Genomic DNA, 17,462 nt, shown 5'->3' on the forward strand with positions numbered 1-17,462 from the left:
TTCTCCGCGTGCTTTTTCAACATAACCCAGGGTATTCCCTTTCACTGATTTAAGCGATTGACAACAGGAATGGGCGGAAAGAAAATTTAAAGTTACATTTCCAAACAAAGTCCATCAAGGATTCTGGCCAAGTCATGACACCGATCTCAAAGTCCATCGCTGTATCAGCACTCTTCGTTTTCGGCACAGCGTCAAATGCACAGACGTTTGTCTCGGAGCCATTCAGAAGTGACCAGGCTGCCGCATGGTCTTTGTTGGGCTCAGCCAGGCTCACAGCGTCACCAACACCGTCTACGGCAGTAGGGGCAGACAATGACAGTGCAGGTAACGGCTGGCTCGAAATAACACCAAATGCGGGGAGCCAAATCGGGGCCGCAGTATTCAACTCCCCCGTTAGCAGTGCTGCCGGCCTGGATGTCGAATTTGATTACGCCATGTACCTATCGACCAACAATGGCGGCTCTCTGACACCGGCATTTGGTCAAGGAGATGGGTTCACGGTGTTCCTGATGGATGGAAGCCAAGCCGCCAATCTGGGACTCGGCGGCTCACAGCTGGGCTACAACACCATGCTGGGTGCCTATGTCGGTTTGGGATTTGACCGCTATGGTGGAGGTTTGGGAAATTCCGGCTTCGGCACATCGTCAAACCATCTGGGTATGCGTGGCTCCAGCAGCAGCAACCCGTGGCTGGGAGAGATGCCCTACAGCGGAAACCTATCTGCCAACCGATCCGCGCCCAAGCATGTTCGTGTGACGATCACGCCTGCACCCGATATCCGCTTGACGGTTTCCATCGATGGCGTCGAAATCTGGAGCAAAGATATTGTCATTGGCGGAACACCCATTAATGGCATCAATGCCGTCCCCGCAAGCTTCAAACTGGGACTGAGCGCATCAACCGGGGGGGCCAGCCAGAATCAACAGTTCCGGGATATGGTCATCACGGGCCTCACTCCGATAACGGCCGCCGACGACGAGTTCGTGGTGAATGGCGTGATCAACGACAGTGTTCGCCTCAATGACCTCCATGCCTTCAGCGATGCTGAATACACGCTTGTGTCTGCACCGGCACCATCGCAAGGCTACGTCTCCCTCAACCCTGACGGAAGCTTCAGCTTCACTCCGGCCGCCGGCTTTTCAGGTACTGGCTTCGAATACCAAGTCTGCGCCGGGCCCGGCGGAGCATTGCCATGCACACAGGCACAGGTGGTCTTGAAGCTTGCCGCAGCAACGGCACCGACCATCACCAGCGCAACGGCCAGCGACAAAACCATCACGTTGGCCATCGACCCGCCGGCCCCGTTGATGGCGGGAGTAAGCGTGTTGAACTATGACGTGCAATGCACCTCATCGGCGGGGAACATACAGGCACAGGCGGTAACTCCACCAGTGGCATTGAATGGGCTGGCCAATGGCGTCAGCTACTCCTGCCAGGCCGTGGCCCACCTCTCCAACGGCGAAACCACGCCCCCATCGTCAGCCGTTGAGGTGACGCCCCGAGCCCCCACACCCCAAGCGGTCCCGGTGCTCAACCAATGGCTCGTGGCTTTGCTGAGTGCAGCATTGGCGGCCGTGGGCTGGTTTGGCGCACGCCGATCACATCGAAAGCATCCATCGGCCTAAGGCCAGACGTTTTTTGGGTACTGGTAAAGGGCCACAGCCGGCACTAAAGCGCGCATGGGCTACAGAAACCAACCAAGCCGTGCCCACTATCCGGCGGGGCACGGCCTTTTTTAAAAACGGGAGCTGTTGTGCTGGCCTTGTCAGGCCGGAGGCAACAAACAGCTTCAATACGGGCTCGCCGTAGGCCGCATGATGATCTCGCTGGTATCCACATCCGCCGGCTGCGAGATCGCAAAATGGATGGCCCGTGCGATCGCCGATGCGCTGATTGCCACCTTGCGAAACTCCTTCATCTCTTCGCGGCCAGCGGCATCCGTGATGGTTTCCGCCAACTCCGACTCCGTCACCCCGGGGCTGATCGTGGTCACGCGGATGTCGCTGCTTTCCTGCCGCAGCCCTTCCGAGATGGCCCATACCGCGTACTTGGTCGCGCAGTAAACGGCGGCAGTGGGCGACACCGCATGCGCACCGATGGAGGCAATGTTCACGACATGCCCAAAGCCCTGCTGGCGCATGGTGGGCAACACCGCCGCAATGCCGTGCAGCACACCGCGAATGTTCACATCAATCATCCAGTCCCACTCGTCCACCCGCAATGCGACAAGCGGTGACAAGGGCATCACGCCGGCGTTGTTGATGATGGCGTCGATGCGCCCATGGCGATTCAGCGCATGGTCCGCAAAGGCCTGCAGCTGCGCACGCTGGGTGACATCCAGCGCCAGCGCTTCGGCCACACCGCCTGCGTTCTGAATATCGGCCACGATCTGGTCCAGTTTGTCGACCCGGCGGGCGCCGAGCACAACGGTGGCGCCGTGCGCGGCCAGCAGCTTGGCGGTGGCTTCACCGATACCGCTGCTGGCACCGGTGATCAAAATGACTTTGTCGAGCAAGTTTTTCATGGAGAACTTTCTGCAATGGCGTTGGAAAGTTCAAACTGTAGGCAGCTTGTCTTGATCAGAGAAGTGCACCAATGCTGCACAATTTGGTTAGACTTTCTAACCAATGAAAGACGAACTTCACTTGCTCCACTGCTTTTTGGCGGTGGCCAACGCACAAAACTTCCGTGCAGCGGCCGACCAGCTCGGCGTGACGCGCTCTGCCGTCAGCCAGGCCATGCGCAAGCTGGAAGACCAACTGGGCATTGCGCTGGTCCACCGCACCACCCGCCATGTGCGCCTGACCGAGGCTGGCCAGACGCTGCACCAGCAAATCAGCGGCCCCTTGGCCGCCGTACAGGTGGCGCTTGAAGAAGTATCTGAAGAAGGCCCGGCGCGCGGGCTGCTGCGCGTGGCGGTCACCTCCATCGCCGAGCGCTTTCTGTCCGGCCCCTTGATCAGCACCTTTGCCGCCGCCCACCCGCATATCACCTTGGATGTCACCGTCACCGATGACGAATCCGACATCATCGCCGGTGGCTTCGATGCCGGCCTGCGCCTCGGTGAAGTCATTGAGCAGGACATGATCGCCATCCCGCTGACGGGGCCGCAACGCCAGGTGGTCGTCGCCACCCCTGCCTACCTGTCCGCACACGGAACGCCCCAGCACCCCCATGACCTGCTGGGCCACCGCTGCATCGGCTGGCGCGCCGAGCTGGAGCTCGCCCCCTACCGCTGGGAATTCCAGGAAAACGGCCGCGATTTCAGCCTCGCGGTCGCCCCCCGTGTCACCACCAATGACATGCTGCTGATGGTGCGCACCGCGCTGGCCAATGGCGGCATCACCATCGGCATGGAAGAGACCTTTGCACCCTACCTGGAACGCGGCGAGCTGGTCTCGGTGCTGGACCGCTACCTGCCCTACTTTCCTGGCTTTTACCTCTACTACCCCAACCGCAGAAACCAGCCGCGCAAGCTGCGGGCCTTGGTGGAGCATGTCAAAGGGTCGGCGACGAAGGCTGGGTCTTTGCCCGCTTCTACGGCAACTTGAGCGGAAAAGCGAGCAAGCGGCATGCTGCTGAGGTTCATCCCCAGTGGCTGGCTGAGCAATACTTCTGGCTCCGCTGCGGCAAATTCTGCCAATTTCTCGCATATCGTCCAAAAGATGTGTGAGATTGATATCGCAGTCTGTGAAATCCAATCGTGATCCTCAGTGCAGGGCAGGCATTGATCGAAATTACGGAGACAGCCAACGGCGCGTACTGGCAAGGCTTTCAGTGTAGTTAAGCGTGGCAAATTTCATGAGAGGCATATAGCTCATGCTATGCGACGCAGATCAATTATCAATAACCACGAATAATGGTAAGAAAGTTTTTTTCGGCCTCTGCCAGAGAACACGCAAATATTTCTCTACATTCAACAACTTGGCCATTTTTCAGATATACGATAGGCTTGCGCCACTTTTCGAGGGCGGCATGAATCTCAAATTCACATTTTCCTGCACACTTCTCAATTTTAATGCTCCGCTTTATCTCCCAGTCGTTTACATCTCCGTAGGAACTGGTTTGTAGCCAAGTGAGTCGACCGTAAGGATCAACCTCGCTAAAACCTACCTTGACGAATCCATTTTGCTCAGAGTGAGCAAGGTATACATAACCAGCGGCAGAACTACGTAGTTGATAAGCAATTTTCGAGGTATCACATTGGATACAATGCCCTGCCTTACTACGCAAGGTATGACCAGCAGCTCTACAAGGAGCTCCTCCATAGTAGAACTTATGGCCACTCTCGTTCATGAATGCATCACGAGCAGCTTTGGAAAGATGCCCTGCGTCGACCGCAAGAGAGAGAGATATACCCTGTGATTTCAGAAAGGCTAATTGTTCAGATGTTAGTTCTGACATGTTAAAACAACCTGTGATATGGCTCCTCAGAAGTTTGACACAGTTCGCTGAGCTAGATCGGAAACGTGCGAACATCTCAAACATATATTGAAGCCTTGAGTGGTAACTAGTAACCGTCAAAAGACTTGACTAACGTCCCTCCGCTTCGACTTGCGAAAGTGCCCTCGCCTTTTTTCCACGCATCCGAGTCAGAGTCAGTAAGCTGCGCGCCCACAATGAACTTCAAAACACTGAGGGGACGAGACCCAACTACTGATGGCGCAAGATAGAGATGTCGAGGACTCAGCTCCCACTCCATTCAACGCATTCCACATCTTGGCCGCCACATCCTTCCAGTGTGCCACCCTCGCCTCGGTATGCCGGCCCGGCCCCGGCCGCTGTATTGCGCGGGTGAAAGCAGCTGGAGGGCCTGGCTGATGAGCTTGTCGGTGTATTCCTTGTCGCCCATGACTTTCAGGCAGGCCGTCTGGAACCTATTCAGCGCTTCTGAAGACATGCCTTTGGGCGCGTAGACACCGTAACAGGTGCTTGCTTCAAAGCCTGGCAGCGCGCTCACATCCAACGTGGGCATGCTGTGGCAAGCGCGGTGTTAGTCAGGTCGTCCATGCTATCGGCTTGGCCGCCGATTGTCCTTGACCGAGTGCTCCGTGCAGACCATCAGAACCAAGCCGCATCGGGAAACCTCATCCTGCCACTCCTCACACCCGCACCGCCACCGCAGCATCCTTGAAAACCGGCGTCTGCCCCACAGCAGCCATACGTCCAGCGGGCAGCTGCAGGGCTTCGCGTATCGATGCGCGTTGCGCCCGCGCATGGGCTTCGAGGGGCCAGGCGAGGACGGCGTCCAGCGATGGCGCTCCGGTGCGCAGGCTTACGGGGCCGCTCACGAAATGGCCTGACCCCGGCGCGGTCTCGTTGAGCTGAAGGTCCACCGAAGGGTCGGTACAAGCCTCCGCGCCGTGGGGCGAGAGCAGCAGCAGCGGGGGCTTGCCGGGGATATCGGTGGGCAGCGTGAGCGGGCCGCCGATATGGGTGTAGACGGGGTCCTCTATGCGCACGATGCGGTCGGCATCCACATAGCGGCCGCCTTCGGTATCGCCAATCAGCGCGTCCATGGGCCAGCTGTCCCAGAGCGAGGAGACCAGGCACAAATAGTCGGCAGCGCTGGCGGGAGAGGCCGCATCCTCGGGCCGAAACCAGCCGGCGGTGGGCGCATCTGCGTGCAAGGCCAGGCCGATGCGCGGGCCATGCAGTGCGTTGAGCGTCGAGAGGTTGCGTGCCAGATTGATGGGGTGCTGCTGCGCGGGATGGGCACTGGCAATGAAGCGGCTGCTGCGCGTAAAGGCGAGCAGGAAGGACAGCGCCACCGAGGTATCCCGCGCGCTGGCGGCCGCTGCGCCCAGGCCCAGTGCGTAGGCTGCAACCGGCAGGGCATCCAAGGCCTTGCCCAGTGCGGTGGCAGGCGCGCCGCCGCCGGCGAGGGTGATGAGAATGTCTTCCAGCGCCTGGCCGGAAAGGTCCAACACGGTGTGTACCGTCATGCAGAAAGCTCCTGAAGGCGTTGGGCGAAAGCAAGGGGGGTGGCCACTGGCTCGGGCGGCACAATGCCGCGCTGGCGCAGCACGGGCATGGCATGGTCCACGAACTCGCGCAGCCCGATGGGGTTGGCGTCGAACAGCAGGTTGAAGCCATCGGCGGCACCGCCGCGCCACCAGCGCTCAGCCACATCGGCAAACTGCTCGGGCGTGCCCACAAAGAACTGGTGACCAAACCCGGAAAAATGCCGGATGAGCTGACCGATCTTGAGGCCGTTGGCCACACCATAGGCGGTGATGGATTTGCGAAAACCCGCAGAACCACGCTCCGTGGAGCCGGCCAGTTGTTCCAGGGCCGAGGCCGGGGCCTGCGGATCGAGCCGGTCAGCGGGAATGTCGAGCAGGCTGGAGAAACGCTGCAGCACATAGTCCTTGGGGCCACGCTGGTGCACACGCTGAAAGCGCGCCTCGGCCTCCGCTTGCGTAGAGCCGATCACCAGATGCACGCCGGGCAGCACCACGGGCGGCCGGCGGCCGGACTCGCGCGCCATCGCATGCAGCTCCACCCGGTTTTTGCGTGCCACCTCGAACACCGTCTCGGCGGAGAACACGGCATCGGCGCTTTGCGCGGCAAGGCGCCGGCCCTGCTCCGATCCACCGGCCTGCACGATGAGCGGGCGCACCTGTGTGCTGAAGCGCGCTGCTGCCCCCTGGGTGGGCAATTCATCGCGCTTGAGTGAATACTGAAAGCGCTCGCCCGAGTGGTGGAAATCCTTGCCCTCGCGCACGGCATCCAGGTAGTGGGCATAAACCTGCAGAAACTCGGTGGCGCGGGCATAGCGGTCGGCGCGCTCCGGTGTTTGGGGCACCTTGAAGTCCTGGGCGGAAAGCTCAGGCAAGCCCGTCACCACATTCCAGCCAAACCGGCCTTGCGACAGCAGGTTGTAGTCCAGCAGGCGGCTGGCAAGCTCCACCGGATCGTTCGAACCTGTGGACACCGTGGCGATCACGCCCAGCCGGCTGGTCTCCGCGAGCACCACAGCCAGCGTGGCCAGCGGCTCCACCATGCGGTTGGGGCGGATGGCCGGGTTGGACGACAACCCCGGCCCATCGGCCAGAAAGATGCCGTCAAGCCCGCCGTCTTCGGCGGTGCGGGCCACGGTGCGCCAGAACGCTTCGCTCAGGTTGTCACGGGGGCCGGTGCCCGGCGCACGCCAGGCGCCCGCGTCCGTGCCGAAGTCGTAGATGTTGGCATTGAGGATGAAGCTGCTCATGGCCGCGCCTCCACTGCCAGCGTTTGCGTTTGCGTTTGCGCTGGCGCTGCGGCATTGGCCGGTGCTCCAGCTGCGGTGCCGGCATACCAGATGGTCGGCAGCGGAACGCCGTTGAGCGCCTCATTGCCCAGCACACGTGCCTTCTGCGGCGACGGGTTGTGCGATGCCAGTGTGCGTGCATTGCGCCAGTGCCGATCCAGCCCACGCGCGGCCACCACCATGGAGCCGCCGCCGATATCAAACAGCGCCTGCGTCGCGTCGAGAACCAATGCGGGCAACACCACCTGCAGCTGCGTGACGGCGCGATGCCCATCCGCATACGGATCGCCCAACGCATTGTCGCGGGGCGTCTGCAGCTGCAGCGCAGCGGAGCGCACTGCGAGCAAGGCGGTGCCCGCCACCGCCTCCAGGCGGCCGACCTGCTCCTGCACCAAGGGGTCGTCGGCAGGCACCGAGGCGGCTGCATGGCTGAAGTGGCGCTTGCGGCCATGCAGCCACGCGGCAGCATCTTCAAAGGCGCGAATGGCAATGCCGGTGAGCGTAGCCAGGTGCGTGAGCTGGGCCATCGCGTCCTGCAAGCCAGAAGGCGTGTCTTCCGAGCGCGCTCGCGGCCGCACACGGGCGGGATCGACCAGCACCTGCTCGAACTGCATCGTGCCGCTCATGGTCAGGCGCTGACCGACACCGTCCCAGTCATCCACCACGGTCACGCCCTGGTCTTCAAGGGCCACGGTGGCAAGGATGTGTGTGCCTTCGGTGTCGGCTGCGAACACGTTGACCCAGTCGGCATAGCCCGCCCCCGTGGTGTAGAACTTCGAGCCGTTCAGACGCAGACGGCCCTGACCATCAGGCGCAACCGTGGTGCCGACAGCGCCCACGGCGACAGGGCCGATCTCGGTGGTCGCGCTCGCAAAGAGCTTGCCGCCCGCCACCTCGGCAACGCCAAAGGCATTGCCCGGCAGCTCGGGGTGGCGCACAAGATGCTCCACGTAGAGGAAATGAGACCGCAGGCTCTGCGCAGCGCTCGAGTCGGCGCGCGCCAGAGCGATCAGCAAGTCCACGTTCTGCGCATAGCTCCATCCCAGCCCGCCCTGCGCCGTAGCCAAACGTGCAGAAGTCACGCCGAGCTCGGCCAGCGCTCGCAGCTCTTTTGCCAGGGAGCCGCCATCCCGATCGCGCCCGGCCGCACGGTCCCCCAAAGTCTCCAACACCGCATCGACCCTGGGGGCCAGCGAAGGCGGCAGACCCAATGCCTGCGCGGTAAACAAAGGGGCGAAGCGAAAAGAAGATTGAAGCGCCGAGGTCACGAGAACTCTCCATCAAGAAAGCGAAGATTGATATGCATAAATCGAATAACGAAAAAGATTTTTATACATGATACTAGTAGTACTTCAAAATTGATACGAATAAATTCTTCTAATGACTTACGAAAAAGCACCTCAACACTTCACGGCTCCGGTGTCGCGCAGACTGGCTTTGACGCTGGGCGGGGGCCTGGTCGGTCTGGTTCTGGCTGCGTGCTCCAAGACGGAACCGGCGCCCGCCTCCACGGCTTCCGCAGCGGGCGCATCCGCTGCTCCGGCCGCACAGGCCGAGCCGGTGCGCGGTGGCCAGCTCGTGGTCGCCATCCGTGCCGAGCCCGCTCAGCTCAATCCGCTGGTGGACCAGGGCTCGGGCGCGCATTCGGTGCGCCCGGCGCTGGATTCCCTGGTCTGGGACAACGGCGACGGCACGCACGCGCCGTGGCTGGCATCGAGCTGGGAGGTGTCGGACGACGCCACCACCTACGTCTTCCACCTGCGCAAGGATGTGCATTTTCACGACGGCACGCCCTTCAACGCGGCGGCCGTCAATGCCAACTTTGACTATGTCAACAACCCGGCCAACAAGTCGACCGGCTCCACCGCCAAGCTCAAGCCGGTGGCGACGGTCATCGACGAATACACCGTGTCGGTGAAGCTGGGCACGCCCGAGTCGAGCTTTCTCACGTTGATTGCCGCGCCCTACTTCGGTATTCTTTCGAAGCAGCAGATCGAACAGGACCCCAAGTCGCTGGCCACCAAGCTCATCGGCACCGGCCCCTTCAAGTTCGACAGCTGGGTCAAGGGCCAGAGCCTGACCTATGTGCGCAACGACGACTACCAATGGGCCCCCGCGCAGTTCCACGCTGGCGCTGCCTACCTGGACAGCGTCAAGTACGTCTTCCTGCCCGAAGACCAGACGCGCTACAACGCGCTGACCACCAAGGAAGCGCATGTAGTGGACTACATCGCCCCCGAATATGCCAAGAGCGTGAAGCAAAGCGCGGATTACCAAAACGAGGAATTCCTGCTCCCCGGCGTGGGCTACAGCCTGCATTTCAACACCCGCCGCGCGCCTTTCGACAAGCTCGAAGTGCGCCAGGCCCTGCTGCATGGCCTGAACCGCGAAGAAATCGTTGCCAGCGCCACCTTCGGCGCCTATCCGGTGCAGGAATACCTGGCCAGCACAACGCCCGACTTCAACAAGGAGTTGAAGAACAAGATCCGCTACGACGCGGACAAGGCCAATCGCCTGCTGGACGAAGCGGGCTGGAGCACGCGCGATGCGCAAGGCTACCGCAGCAAGGAGGGCCAGCGCCTGAGCGCCTCCATCCCCTACGCGGACAACGACCAGCTGGCACAGCGCACGTTGGAGCAGGTGCAGATCGATGCGCGCAAGCTCGGCTTCGAGATCAAGCTGCAGCCTGTCACCGATCTGCCCGAACGCCTCTACAACGGCAACTATGGCCTGCTGGGCACGTTCCAGTCCGAAGCCACCGGCATGCAGCTGTGGCGCCTCTACGGCAGCGACAACATCAGCGATGGCAGCACCGTGGGCTCCAACGCCTCGTTCCTGAGCATTCCCGAGCTTGACGCCCTGCTGGCCAAGGCGCGGGCATCGGGCAAGTCACCCGACCGCGCCCGCTACTACGCCCAAGCGCAGGAGATACTGCCCAACTACGCGCCCTCGGTGCCGCTGTACTCGCGTGCCCGCCTCGTCGCCATTCAGAAGAACGTGCATGGCGTGGCCTGGGACAAGGCCTGGCCGCAGCCCTACCTGTTCGATGCCTGGATCGGAAAGTAAGCGGTGACGCCCGCCTCGCTGCGCCCTCTCTCCCGCCGGGTCCTCCACCGTGTGGGCCTGAGCGCGCTCACCGTGCTGGGGGCCATCACCGCAGCGTTTTTCGCGCTCAGACTGGTGCCGGTGGATCCGGCCTTTGTCATCGCAGGCGCAGGGGGTGACGCCGTGGCCATCACGGCCGAAGTGCTGGCCGCCATCCGCAAGGAATACCATCTGGACGAGCCGCTGGTGATGCAGTACCTGTTCTACCTGTCGCGCCTGGTGCAGGGTGACATGGGCATGTCCTATGTGCAGGAGCAGCCCGTTGCCACCTTGATTGCCGAGCAGGCCCGTCCCACCTTGGCACTGGCCAGCCTGGCCTGCGGCCTGGCGGTGCTGCTATCGCTGGCCGTGGGCATTCTGAGCGCCGGGCGCCGCCGCACCAGTGCCATCGCCGGCGCCGTGGAACTGGTGCTCGCCTCCACGCCCGTGTTCTGGATCGGCTTTCTGCTGATGCTGCTGTTCACCGTGCACTGGCAGCTGTTCCCCTTGCTGGATACCGGGGGTCTGCGCTCGCTCATCCTGCCTGCGCTGACCATTGCCCTGCCCACAGCTGCACCGCTCGCACAGGTGCTGCGCCGCTCCATGGACGATGTGCTGGAGCAGCCCTTCATCACCACGGCCCGCGCACGCGGGCTGTCGGTGCTGGCCACCAAGCTGCGGCATGGCCTGCGCCACGCGGTGATTCCCTACCTGACTATGGCCGGCTACAGCTTTGGCGCGCTGCTGGGTGGCGCCGCCATCACCGAAACCCTGTTTGGCCGCCCCGGCCTCGGCCGCCTGCTGGTCAATGCCGTCACCCGCCAGGACATGCCACTGGTGCTGGGCCTGGTGTCTCTCGCCACCCTGGCCTTTGTGGTCATGAACCTGCTGATCGACTTCGCTTACCTTCTTATCGACCACCGCCTGCAGACAGAGCCGCCGCAGCCATGAACCAGACGCTTTCGATCCCCCTTGATGCCCACCGCGGTCCTAACGCCCCGGGCATCCCAAGCACCCCCCACGCGCCTGCAGCGGCAGCCGCAGAACGTACAGAGCCCCGGTTTTCACGCTCACGCTGGCGCCTGCCGCGTGCGGGCACGGTGGCCGCCGCACTCGCGGTGGCGGTGCTTCTGTTGCTGCTGTGTGCGGTGATTGCTCCGAACCTGCTGGCTCCGGGCGATCCCCTCGCAGCCGACCGCAGCCAGCTGCTGCAGCCCCCCTCGCTGCACCACCCGATGGGAACGGACCAGATCGGCCGCGATGTCTACACGCGCGTGGTGCACGGCGCGCGGCCGTCCATTCTGCTGGGCCTGAGCGCGGTGACGCTGTCGCTCGCGGTGGGCACGGTGCTTGGCCTGCTGGCCGGGCTCACGCAGCGCGTGGTGCCCACGGTGGTCATGCGGATCACCGATATCGGGGCCGCGTTTCCGGAGTTGCTGCTCGCCGTGTTCATCGTCTCGCTGTTCGGCAGCGGCATCTTCAACGCGGCCATTGCCATCGGCATCGCCGGCATCCCCTACTACACCCGCATCGTGCGCGCCGAGACCTTGCGCGTGCGTTCGGCCAGCTACATCGAGGCCGCACAGGCACTGGGCCTGAGCCGTGCCGAGGTCGTGCTGCGCCATATCGTGCCCAATGCACTGCGGCCCCTGATCGTGGTGGCCACCATCGGCCTGAGCAGCGCCACGCTGGCGGGCGCTGCGCTGAGCTTCCTGGGGCTGGGCAACCCGCCGCCATCGCCCGAATGGGGCGCCATGCTCACGAATGCCCGCAACTTTCTCAGCATGGGCTGGTGGGCGGCAGTGTTCCCGGGGCTCGCCATCACCTTGTTCGTGATGAGCACCACCTGGCTAGGCCGCTGGCTGCAACAGCGTTCGGAGGGCCGCCTGTGACTACGCTGCCCAACACCCCGTCAGCGCCGCTGCTGCGCGTGCGCAACCTGGCGGTGGCGTTTGAAGAGCGCGGCCGCTTGCGCCAGGCCGTATCGGGCCTGAGCTTTGAGCTGCAGCCAGGCCAGTGCGTCGCGCTGGTGGGGGAATCCGGTTCCGGCAAAAGCGTGAGCGCGCGCTGCCTGGTGGGGCTCAATGGCCCGAACGCCCGCATCACCGCCGATGCGCTGGAGATCGACGGCCAGAATGCGCTGCGCCTGGGTGAGCGGCAGTGGCGCAGCCTGCGCGGCCGCAAGGTCGGCTACATCCTGCAGGATGCGCTGGTCTCGCTGGACCCGTTGCGCACCATTGGGCAGGAACTGCAGGAAGCCATCCGCGCGACCGGATCCGCTACACGCGAGCAGGAGCACGCGCGGGCCCTGGAACTGCTCACCCGGGCCCACATGCCCGATCCGGCGACACGCATCCACGAATACCCCAGCCAGCTCTCGGGCGGGCTGCGCCAGCGTGCACTGATCGCCACCGCCATTGCCGGCAACCCGCCCATCCTGATTGCCGACGAGCCCACCACGGCGCTCGATGTGTCAGTGCAAAAGGAAATCCTCGCGCTCTTTGGCGAGCTCAAGCGCCAGGGCATTGCGCTCATCCTCATCAGCCATGATCTGGGCGTGGTGTCGCAGCTGGCCGACCAGGTGCTGGTGCTGCGCCAGGGACAGGTGGTGGAGAGCGGCCCGGCGGACCAGGTGCTGAGCCAACCGAGGCACGCCTACACGCGAAGCCTGATGGCCGCCATCCCCCGGCTTGATGATCCGGCGCCCGCCACTGCGACGGGCCATGCGCCGGTGCTGCTGCGCGCCGTCCATATCCGCCAGCGCTTTGCCGGGCGTGATGCCCTGCGCGGTGTGGACATTGAACTGCGCCACGGCCGCACGCTGGGGCTGGTAGGGGAATCGGGCTCAGGCAAGACCACGCTGGCCCGCATCGTGGCCGGCCTGCAAAGCGCGACTGAAGGGCAAATCCACGCGGATACGCTGCGTGCCCCACCGCCGCGCAGCCGCGCACGGCCCATTCAGTTTGTGCACCAGGATCCGCTGTCTGCCTTTGACCCGCGCTACACCGTGGGCCGCGTGCTGGCAGAGGCGCAGTGGCTGCGCTTTGGCCGCGAGCCCGCCGCGCGCAGTGACGAACGCGTAGCCCAGTGGCTGCACAAGGTGGGGCTCGATCCCGCGCTGGCCGCGCGCAGGCCGCTGACGCTGTCGGGCGGGCAGCGCCAGCGCGTGGCCATTGCCCGGGCGCTGGCGACCGAGCCGCAGATCGTGGTGCTGGATGAGCCCGTCTCCGCACTCGATGTGTCGGTGCAGAAGCAGATTCTCAACCTGATCACCGCACTGCAGCGTGAAACCGGCGTGGCCATGCTCTTCATCTCGCACGATCTGGGCGTTATCCGCCAGGTGAGCCACGATGTGGCCGTACTGCGCCATGGCGAACTGCGCGAGTACGGCGATGCGCGCCAGGTGCTGGAGCGCCCCCGGGACGACTACACGCGCCAGCTCATTGCGTCCGTTCCGCCTCTGGGCATGGCGCCCCTCGCGGCATCAGCGCAATGAACGAGCGGAGCCCCGCACCACCAGGTGCGGGGGCTGCAGCGGCTCGGGCGCCTGCGGCACGGCCGCATCCAGCGTCATCAGCAGCGCTGCGGCACGGCCGATGGCCGTGGCATTCTGGTGCACCGTGGTGAGGCCGGGCGAGAGCAGTTCGGCAAACACCGCATCGTCGTAGCCCACGACGGACAGATCACCGGGCACGGCAATGCCGCGCTCGTGCAATCCCTTGAGCACGCCCAAGGCCAGCATGTCATTGGTGCAGAAAACTGCGGTGATCGGGGGGTGCTGCTTCAGCAACTCCAGCAGCACATCCACGCTTTGCCGGCCCTCTTCTACCGTCATCGCCGTGCGGCTGATCTCATGGATACGCGCATCGGCCACACCCGCGAAGCCCGCATGAAAGCCGCGCGACCGGCTGGCACACCACGATATATCGGGCGAGCCATTGACCAATGCCAGCTCCCGGTGGCCGCCATCACGCAGATAGGCCGCTGCCAGCTCCGCCCCAGCGGCATGGTCCAGACTGATGGAGGGAAACTCGCCCTGCGGGTCTTCGCTGTCGAGCAGCACCACCTGGATACCCTTGGCCCGAAAACGGCGCAGCAGCGGCAGATTGGACGGCGTGGGCGCCACCAGAATGCCGCGCACACCCTGTGATTCAAACGACTGAAAAATCGCGCTCTCGGTCTCCGCATCCTCGTTGGAGCTGCCGATGATGAGCGGAATGCGCCCGGGCGCCGTCACCGTCTCGATGCCCTTGACCACCTCGCCCCAGAACGGATTGGCCACATCCAGCACCACCACGCCCAGTGCCTTGCCGATGCCGGACTTCAGCGCCCGGGCCGAGCTGTTCACGCTGTAACCATGGTCGGCCATCACCCGCTCGATGGCCGCCAGCGTGGCAGGCGCGACCAAATAGGGGCGGTTGATGGCATTGGAGACGGTGGCCTGGGACACGCCCACCAGGCGGCCAATGTCCTTGGACGTCAGCCGCACCACGCCGCCTTCTGGCAGCGGATGCTCGGCTGGGGAGGCCGGACAGAGATCGTCATCGGGGGGCGGTGGGGTCGGGGTCACGTCAGTGAGGATGGCGCAAGGCTGGAGGGGTGATCACTCCGAGTCTAAGGCTTTCCATCGCCGCGCGGGCACAGCGCATCCCCTCATTGGATGCCGCTGGGCACGGGCGGCTCGCCCGTCAGAAACCAGTAGCCCACATTGCGGGTCTTGTACTCTTCGGGGTTGTGCAAGGTATGCGTGCGCACATTGCGCCAGAAGCGGTCCAAGCCCAGCTCGTTCGATGTGGACCGGGTGCCCGTCACCTCGAAGATCTTGCTGGTCACCTCCAGCGCCGTATTGCCGGCAAAGGCATTGGCCGCCGCCAGCGGAATCGCGGCCTCGCCGCGCTCGGCGGCCGTCAACGCCTCGCCACGCGCCCACACCCGGTCCAGCACGCCGAGTGCCTGGTCGGCCAGCGCGGTCGCGGCCAGCGTGCGGGTGTACAGATCGCCATACACGCGCTTGACCCAGGGATCGTCCACATGCCGCTCCACGCCTGAATGCACCCAGGGGCGGCTGTCGTTGAGCGAGTAGGCGCGCGCCCGCAGCAGCGCACCCTGCGCGGTGCCCAGAAACACATTGAGCAGCACACTTTGCTGCACAAACGGAATCAGCGTGCGGTACGGAGCGCGCGGCGTGGCGCTGCGGCGCTCGTAGACCTCACCGGCTTCGACACGCACGTTCTCATAGCTGCAGGTGCCGCTGCCTGTCTGGCGCTGACCAAAGGCATCCCAATCGTCCAGCGCCTTCCATCCTGCGCGGCCTGCGGGGATGGCGGCATCGATGGTCTCACCGCTGTCCTCGTCCACCCAGGTGATATGCAGATGGTCTGCCACATGGCTGCCCGAAGTGTAAGGCTTGCTGCCATTCAGAACCCAGTGGTCACCCTGCCAGCGCCCCGTCAGGCTGCGCGCTCCGGCATTGGAATTGTTGGCCCAGAACCAGTTGCCCTCGGCCGAGGCCGCATACAGCTGCGCCGCCTGCTGGGGACTGCTGAGCACATGCGCAGAGTGCAACGACGATCCATGGTAGCCAAACAGATGCGCCACCGAGCTGTCAGCCTGGGCGAACTCGCGCACCACACGCAACGCGGTGGACCAGGGCTGGCCAGCGCCGCCGTGCTGCGCGGGAATGCCCAGCCGCAGCAAGCCACTGTCCTTGATCTGCTGATACTGCTCCAGCGGCTTTCCGCCTGCCTTGTCGCGTTCTATCGCATCGCGCGCAAAGAGATCACGCAGCTCAACAGCCTGGCGCAGGAAGGGGTTGGAGAGATCGGCTTGAAAAGTCATACCGACAATATAGCCACCGGGCGATGGGCGCTGCCGTTCTGCATAGACGAAATATGCATCTCCATATCTGAAATGCTTCCAACCAATTTTCTGGAGAGACAGGACACTTTGTAGTTTCAGGATGAACGCGTTGTCATTGCAATGGCTTCATCCCGGCCACTTCCACCTAGAGAGAATCAAGATGAACGCTCGCACACCTACCGCCTCGTCTGCGGTGGACACCAGCATTGGCAACCTGCAGATCCGACGTGTCGCGGGCACCCTCGGCGGCGAGGTACAGAACATCCAGCTCTCACCCGATCTGCCGGAGCAGACCATTGCCGACCTGACCCGCGCGCTGGTGACATACAAGGTGCTCTTCTTCCGTGGCCAGGGCCATCTCGATGACGCTTCCCACCAGGCTTTCGGCGCGCGGCTGGGCAAGACCGTCGCCCACCCCACCGTGCCCGCGCCATCAGGCACCAAGATCTTCGAACTCGATGCCTCCAAGGGTGGCGGCCGCGCGGACTCCTGGCACACCGATGTCACTTTCCTTGACGCCTTTCCCAAATACTCCGTGCTGCGCGGCGTGGTCATTCCGCCCTACGGCGGCGACACGGTGTGGGCCGACACCACGGCGGCCTACCGCAACCTGCCGCCCCAGCTCAAGGCCCTCGCCGACAGCCTCTGGGCGCTGCACAGCAACGACTACGACTACGGCGCCGAACGCACACAGGTGGACAGCAGCCGCCTCGACCACCAAACCAAGGTGTTCACCTCCGCCATCTATGAAACCGAACACCCCATCGTCCACGTGCACCCGGTATCGGGCGAACGCGGCCTGCTGCTCGGCCATTTTGTGCGCCGCATCCTGGGCGTCACCGGCAGCGAATCCGCCCGCATCTTCGAGCTGTTGCAGAACCGCGTGACGCGCCTGGAAAACACCGTTCGCTGGTCATGGCAGCAAGACGACGTCGCCATCTGGGACAACCGCTCCACCCAGCATTTCGCCATCAACGACTACGGCGACCAACCCCGCATCGTGCGCAGAGTCACCGTCCATGGCGACCCGGCGGTCTCCATCGATGGGCAGCACAGCCGCACCATTCGCCGCCCGGAGGCCTCCAGCCAGGAGACCCTGGACCGGCTGATTGCGACAACCGCCTAGTGCACCATGGCCGCCTGCGCGATGCACGGGTCGGCGGCGCCACGTCCATCCATGCCGAGCGATCTCGGGTGGCGATGCGGCTGCAGCGGATGAAGTAAGCACCGGCGCGCGTCATCGCGGCACGCCGATGCCGCGCGCCTG

General features: G+C 63.7%; 14 protein-coding genes. 7 read left to right on the top strand and 7 right to left on the bottom strand.

Translation table 11 applies throughout. From position 1 onward, the window contains the following. Nucleotides 1–134: 134 nt before the first annotated feature. Nucleotides 135–1,625 (top strand): Ig-like domain-containing protein, encoded by a 1,491-nt coding sequence (locus ACCQ08_RS01655; protein ID WP_373448661.1) that lies wholly within the window; start codon nt 135–137, stop codon nt 1,623–1,625. Nucleotides 1,626–1,789: 164 nt separating this feature from the next. Here the strand turns inward: ACCQ08_RS01655 and ACCQ08_RS01660 are convergent, their stop codons facing one another. Then, nucleotides 1,790–2,524 (bottom strand): SDR family oxidoreductase, encoded by a 735-nt coding sequence (locus tag ACCQ08_RS01660; protein WP_373448662.1) that lies wholly within the window; start codon nt 2,522–2,524, stop codon nt 1,790–1,792. Between the two features lie 103 nt (nt 2,525–2,627). On the opposite strand from ACCQ08_RS01660, the gene ACCQ08_RS01665 reads away from it, so the two are divergent. Continuing rightward, nucleotides 2,628–3,551 (top strand): LysR family transcriptional regulator, encoded by a 924-nt coding sequence (locus ACCQ08_RS01665; RefSeq protein WP_373448663.1) that lies wholly within the window; start codon nt 2,628–2,630, stop codon nt 3,549–3,551. A gap of 292 nt (nt 3,552–3,843) precedes the next feature. On the opposite strand, the gene ACCQ08_RS01670 is transcribed toward ACCQ08_RS01665, so the two are convergent. The 4 genes from ACCQ08_RS01670 to ACCQ08_RS01685 form a co-directional block, all read right to left on the bottom strand. Further along, nucleotides 3,844–4,404, bottom strand: a complete 561-nt coding sequence (locus ACCQ08_RS01670; RefSeq protein ID WP_373448664.1) for a GIY-YIG nuclease family protein — start codon at nt 4,402–4,404, stop codon at nt 3,844–3,846. Nucleotides 4,405–5,102: 698 nt separating this feature from the next. Further along, complete coding sequence (locus tag ACCQ08_RS01675) at nt 5,103–5,945, bottom strand: hypothetical protein (RefSeq protein ID WP_373448665.1); 843 nt, start codon at nt 5,943–5,945, stop codon at nt 5,103–5,105. Then, nucleotides 5,942–7,213 carry an LLM class flavin-dependent oxidoreductase gene (locus ACCQ08_RS01680; RefSeq protein WP_373448666.1) on the bottom strand — a complete coding sequence of 424 codons (1,272 nt, stop codon included), beginning with the start codon at nt 7,211–7,213 and terminating at the stop codon, nt 5,942–5,944. Before ACCQ08_RS01680 ends, ACCQ08_RS01675 begins: the two co-directional genes overlap by 4 nt. Continuing rightward, entirely contained in the window at nt 7,210–8,520 is a 1,311-nt protein-coding gene (locus tag ACCQ08_RS01685) for an acyl-CoA dehydrogenase family protein (RefSeq protein WP_373448667.1), read from the bottom strand. Before ACCQ08_RS01685 ends, ACCQ08_RS01680 begins: the two co-directional genes overlap by 4 nt. Nucleotides 8,521–8,632: 112 nt before the next feature. Between ACCQ08_RS01685 and ACCQ08_RS01690 the strand changes: the two genes are divergently transcribed. The 4 genes from ACCQ08_RS01690 to ACCQ08_RS01705 are packed head-to-tail and all read left to right on the top strand — an operon-like array spanning nt 8,633 to nt 13,832. Continuing rightward, nucleotides 8,633–10,318, top strand: a complete 1,686-nt coding sequence (locus tag ACCQ08_RS01690) for an ABC transporter substrate-binding protein (protein ID WP_373448668.1) — start codon at nt 8,633–8,635, stop codon at nt 10,316–10,318. 3 nt (nt 10,319–10,321) lie between these two features. Further along, a complete protein-coding gene (locus ACCQ08_RS01695; RefSeq protein ID WP_373448669.1) occupies nt 10,322–11,287 on the top strand; it encodes an ABC transporter permease in 966 nt (321 codons plus the stop codon). Then, nucleotides 11,284–12,228 (top strand): ABC transporter permease, encoded by a 945-nt coding sequence (locus tag ACCQ08_RS01700; RefSeq protein WP_373448670.1) that lies wholly within the window; start codon nt 11,284–11,286, stop codon nt 12,226–12,228. Before ACCQ08_RS01695 ends, ACCQ08_RS01700 begins: the two co-directional genes overlap by 4 nt. Next, a complete protein-coding gene (locus tag ACCQ08_RS01705; RefSeq protein WP_373448671.1) occupies nt 12,225–13,832 on the top strand; it encodes a dipeptide ABC transporter ATP-binding protein in 1,608 nt (535 codons plus the stop codon). Before ACCQ08_RS01700 ends, ACCQ08_RS01705 begins: the two co-directional genes overlap by 4 nt. On the opposite strand, the gene ACCQ08_RS01710 is transcribed toward ACCQ08_RS01705, so the two are convergent. Both ACCQ08_RS01710 and ACCQ08_RS01715 read right to left on the bottom strand, forming a co-directional pair. After that, on the bottom strand, nt 13,821–14,906 hold the full coding sequence (locus ACCQ08_RS01710; protein WP_373448672.1) for a LacI family DNA-binding transcriptional regulator: 1,086 nt from the start codon (nt 14,904–14,906) through the stop codon (nt 13,821–13,823). The two genes, ACCQ08_RS01705 and ACCQ08_RS01710, sit on opposite strands and share 12 nt — an antisense overlap. Nucleotides 14,907–14,989: 83 nt before the next feature. After that, nucleotides 14,990–16,174 (bottom strand): acyl-CoA dehydrogenase family protein, encoded by a 1,185-nt coding sequence (locus ACCQ08_RS01715; protein ID WP_373448673.1) that lies wholly within the window; start codon nt 16,172–16,174, stop codon nt 14,990–14,992. Nucleotides 16,175–16,355: 181 nt separating this feature from the next. On the opposite strand from ACCQ08_RS01715, the gene ACCQ08_RS01720 reads away from it, so the two are divergent. Continuing rightward, entirely contained in the window at nt 16,356–17,321 is a 966-nt protein-coding gene (locus ACCQ08_RS01720) for a TauD/TfdA family dioxygenase (protein ID WP_239811259.1), read from the top strand. Nucleotides 17,322–17,462: the final 141 nt, after the last annotated feature.

Origin of the sequence: Comamonas sp. SY3 (genome assembly GCF_041730275.1) — a bacterium.
GTDB classification, from domain to species: domain Bacteria; phylum Pseudomonadota; class Gammaproteobacteria; order Burkholderiales; family Burkholderiaceae_C; genus Comamonas; species Comamonas sediminis.